15 protein-coding genes and 1 riboswitch are annotated in these 12,368 nt (G+C 68.1%); of the genes, 7 read left to right on the forward strand and 8 right to left on the reverse strand.

Annotated features, from left to right (window positions below):
- Positions 1-147: 147 nt before the first annotated feature.
- From rlmB to carD, 5 genes are all read right to left on the reverse strand, one after another.
- Positions 148-1,137, reverse strand: a complete 990-nt coding sequence (gene rlmB, locus ACFWPK_RS21540) for a 23S rRNA (guanosine(2251)-2'-O)-methyltransferase RlmB (protein ID WP_378918410.1) — start codon at positions 1,135-1,137, stop codon at positions 148-150.
- On the reverse strand, positions 1,137-2,540 hold the full coding sequence (cysS, locus tag ACFWPK_RS21545; protein ID WP_378918412.1) for a cysteine--tRNA ligase: 1,404 nt from the start codon (positions 2,538-2,540) through the stop codon (positions 1,137-1,139). The genes rlmB and cysS overlap by 1 nt, the downstream gene beginning before the upstream one ends.
- A 132-nt stretch (positions 2,541-2,672) precedes the next feature.
- Complete coding sequence (gene ispF / locus ACFWPK_RS21550) at positions 2,673-3,140, reverse strand: 2-C-methyl-D-erythritol 2,4-cyclodiphosphate synthase (RefSeq protein WP_378708847.1); 468 nt, start codon at positions 3,138-3,140, stop codon at positions 2,673-2,675.
- On the reverse strand, positions 3,137-3,877 hold the full coding sequence (ispD, locus tag ACFWPK_RS21555) for a 2-C-methyl-D-erythritol 4-phosphate cytidylyltransferase (protein ID WP_378918414.1): 741 nt from the start codon (positions 3,875-3,877) through the stop codon (positions 3,137-3,139). The genes ispF and ispD overlap by 4 nt, the downstream gene beginning before the upstream one ends.
- Before the next feature lie 12 nt (positions 3,878-3,889).
- Complete coding sequence (gene carD / locus ACFWPK_RS21560; RefSeq protein ID WP_019044685.1) at positions 3,890-4,378, reverse strand: RNA polymerase-binding transcription factor CarD; 489 nt, start codon at positions 4,376-4,378, stop codon at positions 3,890-3,892.
- 351 nt (positions 4,379-4,729) lie between these two features.
- Between carD and ACFWPK_RS21565 the strand changes: the two genes are divergently transcribed.
- Complete coding sequence (locus ACFWPK_RS21565) at positions 4,730-5,446, forward strand: hypothetical protein (protein ID WP_378918416.1); 717 nt, start codon at positions 4,730-4,732, stop codon at positions 5,444-5,446.
- A gap of 95 nt (positions 5,447-5,541) precedes the next feature.
- Positions 5,542-6,942, forward strand: coding sequence for a DNA repair protein RadA (gene radA / locus ACFWPK_RS21570; protein ID WP_378918417.1), 1,401 nt, complete (start codon positions 5,542-5,544; stop codon positions 6,940-6,942).
- Between the two features lie 155 nt (positions 6,943-7,097).
- Here the strand turns inward: radA and ACFWPK_RS21575 are convergent, their stop codons facing one another.
- Both ACFWPK_RS21575 and ACFWPK_RS21580 read right to left on the reverse strand, forming a co-directional pair.
- Positions 7,098-7,775 carry a hypothetical protein gene (locus tag ACFWPK_RS21575; protein WP_378918419.1) on the reverse strand — a complete coding sequence of 226 codons (678 nt, stop codon included), beginning with the start codon at positions 7,773-7,775 and terminating at the stop codon, positions 7,098-7,100.
- A 59-nt stretch (positions 7,776-7,834) separates the two neighbouring features.
- Positions 7,835-8,458, reverse strand: coding sequence for a carbonic anhydrase (locus ACFWPK_RS21580; protein WP_378918421.1), 624 nt, complete (start codon positions 8,456-8,458; stop codon positions 7,835-7,837).
- Positions 8,459-8,548: 90 nt separating this feature from the next.
- Between ACFWPK_RS21580 and ACFWPK_RS21585 the strand changes: the two genes are divergently transcribed.
- Positions 8,549-9,427, forward strand: coding sequence for an A/G-specific adenine glycosylase (locus ACFWPK_RS21585; protein WP_378918423.1), 879 nt, complete (start codon positions 8,549-8,551; stop codon positions 9,425-9,427).
- A 16-nt stretch (positions 9,428-9,443) separates the two neighbouring features.
- Here ACFWPK_RS21585 and ACFWPK_RS21590 read toward each other — a convergent pair whose 3' ends face one another.
- The gene (locus ACFWPK_RS21590; protein WP_378918425.1) at positions 9,444-10,187 is read right to left on the reverse strand and encodes an alpha/beta fold hydrolase; all 744 of its coding nucleotides are present in this window, start codon (positions 10,185-10,187) and stop codon (positions 9,444-9,446) included.
- A gap of 56 nt (positions 10,188-10,243) precedes the next feature.
- Here ACFWPK_RS21590 and ACFWPK_RS21595 point away from each other — a divergent pair, with 56 nt between their 5' ends.
- The 4 genes from ACFWPK_RS21595 to ACFWPK_RS21610 all read left to right on the forward strand — a co-directional run bounded on the left by ACFWPK_RS21595 (position 10,244) and on the right by ACFWPK_RS21610 (position 12,258).
- Complete coding sequence (locus tag ACFWPK_RS21595; RefSeq protein ID WP_378918427.1) at positions 10,244-10,567, forward strand: antibiotic biosynthesis monooxygenase family protein; 324 nt, start codon at positions 10,244-10,246, stop codon at positions 10,565-10,567.
- A gap of 38 nt (positions 10,568-10,605) precedes the next feature.
- A riboswitch (cobalamin riboswitch) is annotated at positions 10,606-10,758 on the forward strand.
- 34 nt (positions 10,759-10,792) lie between these two features.
- Positions 10,793-10,993 carry a CbtB-domain containing protein gene (locus ACFWPK_RS21600; RefSeq protein WP_019044677.1) on the forward strand — a complete coding sequence of 67 codons (201 nt, stop codon included), beginning with the start codon at positions 10,793-10,795 and terminating at the stop codon, positions 10,991-10,993.
- Positions 10,984-11,769 carry a CbtA family protein gene (locus ACFWPK_RS21605; protein ID WP_378918429.1) on the forward strand — a complete coding sequence of 262 codons (786 nt, stop codon included), beginning with the start codon at positions 10,984-10,986 and terminating at the stop codon, positions 11,767-11,769. Before ACFWPK_RS21600 ends, ACFWPK_RS21605 begins: the two co-directional genes overlap by 10 nt.
- 36 nt (positions 11,770-11,805) lie before the next feature.
- Complete coding sequence (locus ACFWPK_RS21610) at positions 11,806-12,258, forward strand: hypothetical protein (RefSeq protein WP_378918431.1); 453 nt, start codon at positions 11,806-11,808, stop codon at positions 12,256-12,258.
- Positions 12,259-12,368: the final 110 nt, after the last annotated feature.

Below are 12,368 nucleotides of genomic sequence, written 5' to 3' on the forward strand. Positions count from 1 at the left end.
GCGAGTTAGCCGCCGTTGCGTCCGCGGCGCAGCCGCCAGCAACGGTGGCTAACTCGCGGCCCCCCAGGGGCCGCGCTCGAGCGCGCCAGCGCTCCAATAAACACAGCGTCAAACCATCTGGGACTACTCAAACCCAGAATCGACGCATCAACCCAAACGGCGCTGTCTGGCAATATCAGCCAAAACCACACCCGCAGCGACCGAGGCATTCAGCGACTCGACCGGACCCGCCATCGGGATGCTCAGGATCGAGTCACAGTTCTCGCGCACCAGACGCGACAGGCCCTTGCCCTCCGAACCCACGACGACGACCGTCGGGACACTGCCGTCGAAGTCGTCGAGGGTGGTGTCACCGTCGGCGTCGAGGCCGACGATCTGGATGCCGTTGGCGGCCCAATCCTTCAGCGTGCGAGTCAGATTGGTGGCCCGCGCGACAGGCAGCCGGGCGGCGGCACCGGCGCTGGTACGCCATGCCACTGCGGTGACACTCGCGCTGCGACGCTGCGGGATCACCACGCCCTGCCCGCCGAACGCGGACACCGAGCGGATGACGGCGCCGAGGTTGCGCGGGTCGGTGATGTTGTCCAGCGCGACCAGCAGCGCGGGCTCGGCGGTGGACTTCACCCGGTCCATCAGGTCGTCGGGGTGGGCGTAGCGGTACGGCGGCACCTGCAGGGCGACGCCCTGGTGCAAACCATTGGCACTGAGCCGATCCAGATCGGTGCGCGGCACCTCGAGGATGGAGATGCCCATATCGGCGGCGCGCTGCACGCTCTCCGAGAGCCGGTCGTCGTTCTCGGTGCCGACCGCCACGTACAGGGCGGTCGCGGGCACGTCGGCGCGTAGACACTCGAGCACGGGGTTGCGGCCGAGCACCAACTCGGGACCCTCGTCGGACTTGCGGCCGACGCGCGGCACACCGGACTTACCGGTCGGACGGCCCTGTGCGGCATTGGCTTTGGCCTTCTCGGCCGCTCGGGCCCGCTTGGCGGCGGGGTGCTTGGTGCGCGCGACGGCAGGCGGGGTCGCGCCCCTGCCCTCCAGCCCGCGGCGGTGCTTTCCACCGGAACCGGCGACCTGCCCCTTCTTGGTGCCGCCCTTACGTACCGCTCCGCGTCGCTGTGAATTGCCTGCCATCAGTTCGCCTTTCCGCTCGATGCGCCCAGCGACCATTCCGGCCCCTGCGGGGTATCGGTTACCTCGATACCCGCGGCGATGAGCCGATCCCGTGCGGCATCGGCTTCTGCCCAGTTCTTGTCGGCCCGCGCGTTCGCCCGGCGATCCAGCTCCGTGCGGACGAGCACGTCGAGCGCATCGATCGCCGCCGAATTGTCGGCGGGGGTGTACCAGTGTTCGTCGAGCGGGTCGACGCCGAGAATTCCCAGCATCGCCCGCACTTGACCGGCCAGTTCGACCGCGGTCTCCACCGCACCCGCTTCCAGCGCGCGATTGCCCTCGTGCACCACGTGGTGGATTTCGGCGAGCGCCTTGGGCACTGCCAGATCGTCGTCGATCGCGGCGGCGAATCCGTCGGTCCATTTTCCGACCGGCACTTCGCCCGCTCGGTCCAGCACTCGCTGCACGAAGGCTTCGATGCGCTGATACGAGGCGACCGCGTCGTCGAGTGCCTTGTCGGAGTATTCGAGCATCGAGCGGTAATGCGCGCTGCCCAAGTAGAAACGCAATTCTACCGGGCGCACCCGGGTGAGAACATTCGGCACCGAGAGCACATTGCCGAGTGACTTCGACATTTTCTCCCCGCCCATCGTCACCCAGCCGTTGTGCAGCCAGTAACGCGCGAAACCGTCGCCTGCCGCTTTGGACTGGGCGATCTCGTTCTCGTGGTGCGGGAAAATCAAATCCATTCCACCGCAGTGGATATCGAATTCCGCGCCGAGATAGAACTCGGCCATCGCGGAGCATTCCAGATGCCAGCCGGGGCGACCGGGGCCCCAGGGCGATGGCCAGCTCGGCTCGCCGGGCTTGGCGGCCTTCCACAGCGTGAAGTCACGGGGATCACGTTTGCAGCGGGTCGGGGTTTCGCCCTGGTGCACGTCGTCGAGGCGGTGGCCCGACAGCTCGCCGTAATTCGGCCAGCTCATCACGTCGAAATACACATCGCCGTCGGCGGCGTAGGCGTGGCCGCGCTCGATCAGGCGCTGCATCAGGTCGACCATCTGGGTGATGTGACCGGTGGCGCGCGGTTCGGCCGATGGCGGCAGCACGCCGAGGGTTTCGTAGGCGGAGTCGAAAGCGCGCTCGTGGGTCGCGGCCCATTCCCACCACGGCCTGCCCGCTTCGGCGGCCTTGTTCAGGATCTTGTCGTCGATATCGGTGACATTGCGGATGAACCGCACGTCGTAGTCGTGCGCGAGCAACCAGCGACGCAGCACGTCGAAGGCGACGCCACTGCGCACATGACCGATATGGGGCTGACCCTGCACGGTGGCCCCACACAGATACACCGAGGCACGGCCGGGGACCAGCGGGGTGAATTCCCGCATGGTCCGCGTGTCGGTGTCAAAAAGGCGCAAGGTCACGGCATTCGATCCTAGTCGGTGGGATTGTGGTGGGGTTGACCGGCCGGTTCGTGGCGCCGTGGTTTATGGAACGGCTGATCGAATCGGCGAGAAGGCACTGCGCGGTAGGAAAGATTCAGGGGCCCGTCGGGGCTACGAACATGCTGCGATCAGACAGGTGGCGATGGCGGCGATTCCCTCGCCGCGGCCGGTCAGACCGAGACCGTCCGTCGTGGTTCCGGACACCGAAACAGGGGCGTCGAGGAGTTCGCCGAGGACTTTTTGCGCCTCGGCGCGGCGGGGGCCGATCTTCGGGCGATTACCGATGACCTGCACCGCGGCGTTCACGACTTCGAAGCCCTCCTCGGCCAGCAGCCTGCGGACCTCGGTGAGCATGGCGGCGCCGGTGACGCCGGCCCATTCGGGACGGCCGACGCCGAAGACAGCGCCGACGTCGCCGAGACCAGCGGCGGAGAGCAGGGCATCGCAGAGGGCGTGGGCGGCGACGTCACCGTCGGAGTGGCCCGCGCAACCGTCGGCGTCGGCGAACAGCAGACCGGCCATCCAGCAGGGGCGTCCCGGCTCGATGGGGTGCACATCGCTGCCGATGCCGACTCTCATCGGGCAACCGCCTGCTCGACGGAGGGCCGCCCGGCGGCCGGGGACCCGTTGCCGAGGAGCGCCTCGGCCAGGTGCAGGTCGAGGGGGGTGGTGATCTTGAATGCCAGTGGGTCACCCGGGACTGTCTGCACGGCGACACCGAGGCGTTCGACCAGGCCCGCGTCGTCGGTGGCGCCCACGTCGGTGGCGTAGGCGCGGCGCAGCAGGTCGGCGGCGAAGCCCTGGGGGGTTTGGATGGCGCGCAGGTGGGCGCGATCGGGGGTGCCGGTGACGACGCCCGCGTCGTCCACCGATTTCACGGTGTCGACCACGGGCAACGCGGGGACCACGGCCTGGCTACCTGTCTGGAGCTCGGCGGCCACTCGCGCGATCAGCTCGGGTGGCGTGAGCGCGCGTGCGGCATCGTGCACGAGGTAGAACGCGGCGTCGGGTGCGGCAGTGATGCCGGCACGCACCGAATCGGTGCGCTCGGCGCCGCCCACGACCACCTGCACCGGCACAGGGGGCATCGAACCGCCGGTCAGCGAGGTGGTGGTGGACAGCAGCGCGGATGCGGCCTCGACCAGTTCGGCGGGCACGACCACGACAACCCGGTGCACCGCACCGGACGCGATCAGACCGTCGACGGCCAACCGGACCATAGGTGTGCCGCCGACCGGAACGAACGCCTTCGGGGTGGGTTCACCCAGGCGCACGCCACGACCGGCGGCAGGGACCAGTGCTACGACAGGTCGCACTTGTTCAAATTTCTAGGAAGCCGCGGCGAGGACCTCGTCGAGCAGCGATTCAGCCTTGCCGTCGTCGGTGCCCTCGGCGAGCGCGAGCTCACCGACGAGGATCTGACGAGCCTTGGCAAGCATCCGCTTCTCACCGGCGGACAGGCCGCGGTCCTGCTCACGACGCCACAGGTCACGAACCACTTCGGCCACCTTGTTCACATCGCCGGAGGCGAGTTTCTCGAGGTTGGCCTTGTAACGGCGGGACCAGTTGGTCGGCTCCTCCGTGTGTGGCGCGCGCAGCACCTGGAAGACGCGGTCGAGACCTTCCTGGCCGACGACGTCACGGACGCCGACGTATTCAGCGTTCTCTGCGGGAACCCGAACGGTCAGGTCGCCTTGCGCAACCTTCAGGACCAGATACTCTTTCTGCACACCCTTGATGGTGCGGGTCTCGATTGCTTCGATCAGCGCCGCTCCGTGGTGGGGGTAAACGACGGTGTCTCCGACCTTAAAAATCATGTGTCCCGTGCCCCTTTCGATGTTCACAGTTTAACATGCGACTCGATAACGGCGCGATCAACTGTGCAGGTCAGGGCCACAACGAGGCCATCGCAGGGGTTGACAATACAGAATCGGTGTGCATTGTGTTGCGCCAGAACGGGTTAACCACCAGCATAGCGACCGGTTATCGCGCGTCGGGAACCCGGCATCGATCCGGCAAACGCGCTCGAGACACCGAACTGTTACTTCCGCACCCGCGCGTCGCGAGCCCGAACGTCACCCGCGCGAAGTGAACTACTACGCTGCCTAGTTACTAACCTCCGATCCCCTTGTGGACGGAGTGAGCCCGGTCGACATGGAGGACAAACCGTGACTGCCCTGAAAGCTGTGACCGCCCTGTCGGCGCGACGTCGCATGGCGACGGTTGCCGCGCTCGCCGCTGCCGCGGGTATCGCCCTGACCGGCTGCAGTGCCGGCCAGATCACCCAGACCTCGTCGCAGGCCGCCGCCATCAACGGCAACCACGCCAATGTCGGCGACATCGCCCTGCGCAACGTGCACATCGTGTACCCCGAGGCCACCGCCGAGCACGACAAGGGCGGCAAGGCGGTGATCGCGCTGTCGATCATCAACACCAGCGAGACCGTCACCGACGAGCTGACCAGCGTCAGCACCGACCTGGGCCAGGTCAAGATCACCGGGCCGGGCGGCGACGCCAAGTTCGTGCTGAAGCCCCAGCAGACCGTGGTCGTCGGCACGGGCGAGACCAAGCCCGCCGCGGCCGACGATCACCACGGCACCACCACGGCGGCGCCGACCACCACGGCCGCGCCGACAACTGCCGCGCCGACAACTGCCGCAGCCGGCCAGGACACCCCGTCGATCGATCCGGTGAAGAACCCGGCCACGATCGAGATCACCGGCCTGTCCAAGGACATCGTGCCCGGCCTGACCTACAACGTCACCTTCAACTTCAAGGACGCGGGCACCGTGCAGGTGGCCGTCCCGGTCGACGCCGCCGCGGTCGCGCGCATCGAGAACGAGAAGTCCGGCCCCGCGCCCGAGGGTGCGGGCGGCGGTCACTGAGACCAGCAGTGCGCAAGAGCCGTCGCGAACTTCGCGGCGGCTCTTCTCTTTGTGTCGGTTCTCTTTGTGTCGGTCCTGCTCCGTAGGGTGCGCCTGTGGCCAAGACCAAAGCAGTCTTCCGGTGCTCCGCGTGCACGCACGAGGTGTCCAAATGGGTGGGTAAGTGCCCCGATTGTGGCGCCTGGGGAACAGTGAACGAGGTGGCCGTTTCGGCGTCCACGGCGGCCCCTGGGCGCCGGGCGATGCTGCCCAGTACAGCGGCGGCACCGCTGTCGCAGATCGACGCCAAGGTCACGCAGGCGCGGTCGACGGGGGTGAGCGAGCTCGATCGGGTACTCGGGGGCGGTGTGGTGCCTGGGTCGGTGGTCCTGCTGTCGGGTGAGCCGGGTGTCGGCAAGTCGACGCTGCTGCTCGAGGTCGCGTTCCGGTGGGCGGCGGCGCGCGAGGAGACCGCGCTGTACGTCACCGCCGAGGAATCGGCCGGACAGGTGCGGTTGCGGGCCGATCGGACCGGCGCGGTGCACGACCGGGTGTACCTTGCGGCCGAATCGGATCTGTCGATCGTGCTCGGGCATGTGGAGCAGGTGCGGCCGTCGCTGCTGGTGGTGGACTCGGTGCAGACCATGCTGGCGCCGGAGGTGGACGGTGTGATCGGCGGTGTCACCCAGGTGCGCGCGGTCACCGCTGCGCTGACCTCGCTGGCCAAGGCGACCGGGATCGCGGTGCTGCTGGTCGGCCACGTCACCAAGGACGGGAATGTGGCGGGCCCGCGCACGCTCGAGCACCTGGTGGACGTGGTGCTGCAGTTCGAGGGTGACAAGAACTCGTCGCTGCGGATGGTTCGCGGCATCAAGAACCGCTTCGGTAGCGCCGACGAGGTGGGCTGCTTCGAACTGCACGACGACGGCATCGCCTGCGTCGACGATCCGTCCGGGCTGTTCCTGCACCACCGCACCGACACCGTCCCAGGAACCGCGGTGACCGTCGCGATGGACGGCAAACGGCCGCTGGTGGCCGAGGTGCAGGGGCTGACCGTCAAGACCGAGATTCCGCAGCCGCGCCGGGCCGTGAGCGGGCTGGACTACAACCGCGTCGCCATGGTGCTCGCGGTGCTACAGAGCCGAGGACGGGTCTTCCTCGGCAAGCACGATGTGTACGCGGCGACCGTCGGCGGCATGCGCTTGCTGGAGCCGACGGCCGATCTGGCCATCGCGTTGGCCATCGCGTCCGCCGAGGCCGATATCGCGCTGCCCGCGGGCTGGGTGATTCTCGGCGAGGTCGGTTTGGCGGGTGAGGTCCGCAAGGTCACCGGGCTCGGCAGGCGCCTGGCCGAAGCCGAGCGTTTGGGGTTCACCACCGCTCTCGTTCCCCCCGGTTCGGAGAAAACCAAGACCGGGACGATGCGTATCCACGAGGTCGGGGATCTGCGCTCGGCCCTTCGATTGGCAGAACTCCGCAAATCCCGCGCACCCCGCGAGATGGTGGCCGTGGAATAACTCCGGCAACCGCCCGATTCGGCGCCGATCATCTATTACCCCGGCAATGTCCATTGACGGCGTGGCCGATCCTGCGAACACTGCAAATCAACCCATCTTGAACATGTGACCTATGGCGCACCCGCACAATGCCACCGACGTGCGGGAACGCGGCATCAAGAGGCGAGGTTGAAGGGCTCCGCGGCGCTGCGAACGGCACCGAGCTGGGCGACGACCATGTACGCGCCCGCCGGCACCTGCAGGCGGTCGCCCGCGCACTGCGGCTGCGAGGTGGTGCCGAACCAGGTGCCCTTGTACGAGAGTTGTTCACCGGCCTTGAGCGTCTTCAGTTCCGCCGGGTCGTCCTGGTTGCAGTCGTTGCTCGCCCAGAGCCTGCGCTGCCCGTCGAGGGTGTAGACGAGGAACTGTGGACCCGCCCCGAGGTCGCGCGAGCAGGCCGCCGACGAGATGTTGGTGATCACGGTGCCGAACGCGGGCTGGTCGCCGACTCGGTAGGTCGGCTGGCCGACTGTCACCTTCAGCGCCAGCGACTGATCCGGGCACGGCTGTGCCGCCGGCTGGGCGGCGGCACTCGCTGTCGTGGTCGGCGGGGCAGACCCGCTGCTGGGTGTACTCGACGCGCTAGTCGGAGTCGAGCTCGTCTCGGACGCGCTCGACTCCGCCGACGTGGTGGTACTCGCGGCCGCGTTATCGGCCCCACCCGAATCCCCGCCGCGCGCGACCATGGTGACGAGCCAGATCACGATCGCGAGCGCGACGATGATGACGCCGATCGCGAGTGCACGGCGGCGCCAGTAGATCTCCGGTGACAGCGGTCCATTCGGTTCCAGCACGCCTCAACGGTAAGCGCAGCGCGCAGGGGCGCGCTCGATGACCTCGGCGTGTCGGCGGTTCAGGCCATCTCGCCGATATTGCCGACGGTGCGCCGCAGCTGCGCGCGACCGTCTTCGAGCTGGTAGGTGACGCTCGCGATAGCCAGCTGACCAGCGGCAACACGCTGGGCGATGATCATCGAACGCTGCATGAGCAGCTTGCTGGTCTCCTCCACGTGGCGCGCCTCTAGGTCGTCGACCGTGTTGAGTCCTTCGCGGCGTCCGAGCAGGATCGACGGCGTCACCCGCTCGACCACGCTGCGAATGAACCCACCGGGCACCTCGCCGCCGTCGAGCGCGTCGATGGTGGCCTTCACGGCACCGCAGCTGTCGTGACCGAGCACGACGATCAGGGGCACATTGAGCACCTCGACGCCGTATTCGATCGAGCCGAGCACCGAACTGTCCACGACGTGGCCCGCTGTGCGCACCACGAACATGTCGCCGAGCCCCTGGTCGAAGATCAGTTCGGCGGCGACGCGGGAATCACCGCAGCCGAACAGGATCGCGTGGGGGTTTTGGCCTTTGACGAGTTTGGCTCGGTCGGCGGCACCCTGGCTAGGATGCTGCAGAGTGTCATTGACGAAGCGCTCATTGCCTTCACGCAACGACTTCCAGGCACTTATCGGATTCGAACCAGGCATACCGACCATTGTGCACATGCCCTCGGTTACCAGCGAGTCCGCCACGTTACGCGTCGGCAAAGAGCGCCTGGCCGAGAGAAAACGAGAACGGTGAGTATCGACGCGGAATCCCTGCTCAGCTGGTTCGGCGACACGGCGCGGGCACTGCCGTGGCGCGAGCCGGAGGCGACCGCATGGCACATCCTGATGAGCGAGATCATGCTGCAGCAGACGCCCGTGGTGCGGGTGGAGCCGATCTGGCGCGAATGGGTGGCGCGCTGGCCGGTGCCGTCGGCGATGGCGGCGTCGTCGCAAGCGGAGGTGCTGCGGGCGTGGGGCAAGTTGGGGTATCCGCGGCGGGCGTTGCGGTTGCACGAGTGCGCGCGGGTGTTGTCGGCCGAGCACGGTGATGTGGTCCCCGCCGATGTCGACGTGCTGCTGAGCCTGCCGGGAATCGGCGCCTATACCGCCCGCGCGGTGGCCTGTTTCGCCTACGGCCAGCGAGTTCCCGTGGTGGACACCAATGTTCGGCGCGTTGTCGCGCGTGCGGTGCACGGCCGGGAGCCGGGCAACCCGTCCGCGCGCGATCTCGCCGAGACCGAAGCCCTGCTGCCGATCCCGGTGCCGCGAGCCGCGACCTTCTCGGCGGCCCTGATGGAACTGGGCGCTTTGGTCTGCACTGCCCGCAATCCAGACTGCGCAGGCTGCCCGCTGCCGACCTGTGCCTGGGTCGCGGCGGGCAAACCCGCCGCCGAAGTGGCACGCAAGGTGCAGAAGTACGAGGGCACCGATCGTCAGGCCCGTGGGCGGCTGCTCGATGTGCTGCGCGACGCGTCAGGCCCGGTCGAGCGGATCCGCCTCGACCTGGCATGGACCCGGGATCCGGGTCAGCGCGCGCGGGCGCTGGATTCGTTGCTGGTCGACGGGCTGATCGAGCAGACCGATGACGGGCTGTTCGCGCTCGCGGGCGAAGGAAGCACCGCCGGGTAGCAGGACGCCGACCGGCTCACCTCGTGACGCGTCGCAGGAACCGGCCGACGTGTTCGCGGTAGGCCTCGGGTTGTTCGTCGTGCACCAGATGCCCGGCCCCTTCGATGCGCACGTACTCCGCATCGGAAACCACCTCGGCCATCGTCAGCATCTGGCCCGGCGGCGTGATGGTGTGCTCGCCTTCGATGAGCAGCGCGGGCACCCGCAGCGACTTCCACTCGGTCCAGAAGTCGCGCGTGCCCCACTCTTCGGAGATCGCGCGGAAGGTGTCCACCTCGCCGTGCAGTCGGTAGCCGTCCGGCGCCGCGGTGAACGCGCGCAGGAAGTAGGTGCCCGCGACCGGGCCGAAGTAGTCGAGCACCGCCTGCTCGTCGGCGAACGGTTGCGGCCAGGAGTGGATCAGCTCGGCCCAGTGGGCGGCGGTGCGGCCGGTGAAATCGGGGGCGATGTCCTCGACGACGATCGCGCGCACCCGCTCGGGATAGGTCGCCGCGAAGACCCAACCGTGGATCGCGCCCATCGAATGCCCGACGATCACCATCGGTTCGGTGATCGCGGCGGTGCGCTCGGCCAGGTCGGCCACGAACGCCTCCGTCGTGAGCTCGGCGGGGGTCGGCCGACCGTGCCCGGCCGCATCGACGGCGTAGATGTGCCCGTATCCGCGCAACCACGGCACCTGGTCGGCCCAGGTCCGCGCACTGCCCATCAACCCGTGCAACAGCAGGATCGGGACGCCGGACCCACCTTCGTCGTTCAACACCCTGCCGATTGTGCCCCAGAGCGGGATGTTTCCCGAGCGGTCGTATTGTCGGCTCCATGGCTGTTGTGAAGATCAATGCGATCGAAGTTCCCGAGGGCGCGGGCCCCGAGTTGGAGAAGCGGTTCGCCGCGCGCGCGGGCGCGGTGGAGAACTCCCCCGGTTTCCTCGGCTTCCAGTTGCTGCGCCCGGTCGCCGGCGACAACCGGTATTTCGTGGTGACGCAATGGGATTCGGAGGAATCGTTCGCCGCGTGGCGTGACGGTCCGGCCCGCGCGGCGCACGCCGGAAACGGTGGCGACGGCGAGCGTCCCAAGCCGGTGTCGACGGGTGCCTCGCTGCTCGAGTTCGAGGTCGTTCTCGAAGTGCCCGCGAAGGCCTGACAGCGGCGTTTCCGCTGGACATGCGGTTGCGCGTATTGACGTGGGTGGCTCGCGGCTGTCACAGTTCGAGGGAACATCCGCGAGGGTGCGCGGTAATCCGGTGTGAATCCGGAGCGGTCGCGCCACTGTATCCAAGTACCGGGTCCCCGGTGCCGGAGAGCCAGACACCGGCACCTTCGCGCCACACTTCAACCGTGGGACGCGTATCCCTAGAGGAGGACTCGAATGGCTATCGCGCATTCACCCAGCCGGTCTACCGGCCTCGACACCCTGGCAACCGTGCTCGTCACGGTCGGCGTCGTCCTGCTTGCACTGCTCGCCCTGTACCTGGTCGGTTTCGACCAGGGGGCCGTCTCGCGTAGCGGGATGTTCCTGCACGAGCTGATGCACGACGGACGTCACCTGCTGGGTGTTCCGTGCCACTGATCGGATCACTCAAGACCCTGCTGTTGCGCGGCCTGCTGGCCGGCCTGATCGCCGGCCTGCTGGCCGCGACAGTGGGCTACTTCGTCGGCGAGCCCCAGGTGGACGCCGCGATCGCCATCGAAGAAGCCGCGGCCGCTCCGGCCGAACACGGCCACGAAGCCGCGGAACCGCAGGGCCATTCCCACGGCGACGAGGAAGAGCCGCTGGTCAGCCGGTCGGGCCAGAAGGCGGGCCAGTTCCTCGCGCTCGGCTTGGCCGGGATGGCGTTCGGCGCGTTGTTCGCGTCGGCGGTGAATGTGGCGCGCAGGTTCACCACATTGTCCGGGCCCCAGTTGTCACTGACCTCAGCGGTTCTCGCGTGGGCGGCGATCGTCGCGGTGCCGTTCTTCAAGTATCCGGCCAATCCGCCCGCGGTCGGCGATCCGGAAACCATCAACGAACGCACCTGGCTGTGGGTCGCGGCCGTCGTCCTCGGCCTGCTGGCCGTCGCGGCAGCCGTCGCGGCCTACCGCGCGCTCGCCGCGTCGGACACGTTGCGGCTCATCGCCGGGGTCGGCGCGTTCGTCGTGGTCACCACGGTCGGCTACGTGCTGCTGCCCGGCGTGAACGAGGTGGCCGACGACTTCCCCGCCACCCTGCTGTGGAATTTCCGGGTGGCCTCGCTGGCCGAAACCACCACGCTGTGGGTGAGTTTGGGGCTGGCGTTCGCCGCGCTCACGGAATTCGCTTCGCGGCGTAGCACTGCGGTAGTGGACAAGGTTCCTACCGCAGGGTGATCCTCGCGAGCAGTGGAGAACGGCAGTGTCGGTGTCATGACCGGCACTGCCTTTCTTGTTTCCACCAGTCGTCCGCGCGCCGTGCATGTCGCGTTCGGCGGGCTCATCACCGCGCTCGCCGCCGGCGTTGCCGAGGGACTGTTGCGCGCCGTCCGTGGTGGCGACGAATTCGGGGCCACCGCAACGGGTTTGCTACCCCGGCTCGCCATCTACCTGGCCGTGGCCGGGGTCGCGCTGTACATGCTGAACGGCAGCCGGGTGGCCCGCGCGCTGCTGACCGTCGGCATCGGCGTGGTCGGCCTGGTCTCGCTGATCATCGAGCCGCTGGCGGTCGTGTTGTCCACCGACGACTACACGACGCTGTTCGACGGTATGTCGCCCAGCTCGATCGTGCTGGCGGGCTGCCGAACCGTCCACATCCTGGCGGTCGTCATCGCGATCCCCGCCATGTACACCCCGGCCGCCCACCGCTGGTTCACCCAGCGCTGAGCCACTGGTGCACAACGGCCGTGCGGCCAGGACTTTGGTTTTTGGGGCCGGGCGGGGGGGGGATCAGGCCCCAGCCGCCGCCCCTTCGTGAACGGCGCCACCCCCGCGAG

The organism is Nocardia sp. NPDC058519 (assembly GCF_042719755.1).
GTDB lineage: Bacteria > Actinomycetota > Actinomycetes > Mycobacteriales > Mycobacteriaceae > Nocardia.

What these genes read in the sequence shown, in the direction of transcription:
- carD (WP_019044685.1), bottom strand. Translation starts at nt 4,378, where the DNA reads ATGATTTTTAAGGTCGGAGACACCGTCGTTTACCCCCACCACGGAGCG.
- ACFWPK_RS21600 (WP_019044677.1), top strand. Translation starts at nt 10,793, where the DNA reads ATGGCTATCGCGCATTCACCCAGCCGGTCTACCGGCCTCGACACCCTG.
- ACFWPK_RS21595 (WP_378918427.1), top strand. Translation starts at nt 10,244, where the DNA reads ATGGCTGTTGTGAAGATCAATGCGATCGAAGTTCCCGAGGGCGCGGGC.
- rlmB (WP_378918410.1), bottom strand. Translation starts at nt 1,137, where the DNA reads ATGGCAGGCAATTCACAGCGACGCGGAGCGGTACGTAAGGGCGGCACC.
- ACFWPK_RS21580 (WP_378918421.1), bottom strand. Translation starts at nt 8,458, where the DNA reads ATGCCTGGTTCGAATCCGATAAGTGCCTGGAAGTCGTTGCGTGAAGGC.
- ispF (WP_378708847.1), bottom strand. Translation starts at nt 3,140, where the DNA reads ATGAGAGTCGGCATCGGCAGCGATGTGCACCCCATCGAGCCGGGACGC.
- ACFWPK_RS21610 (WP_378918431.1), top strand. Translation starts at nt 11,806, where the DNA reads ATGACCGGCACTGCCTTTCTTGTTTCCACCAGTCGTCCGCGCGCCGTG.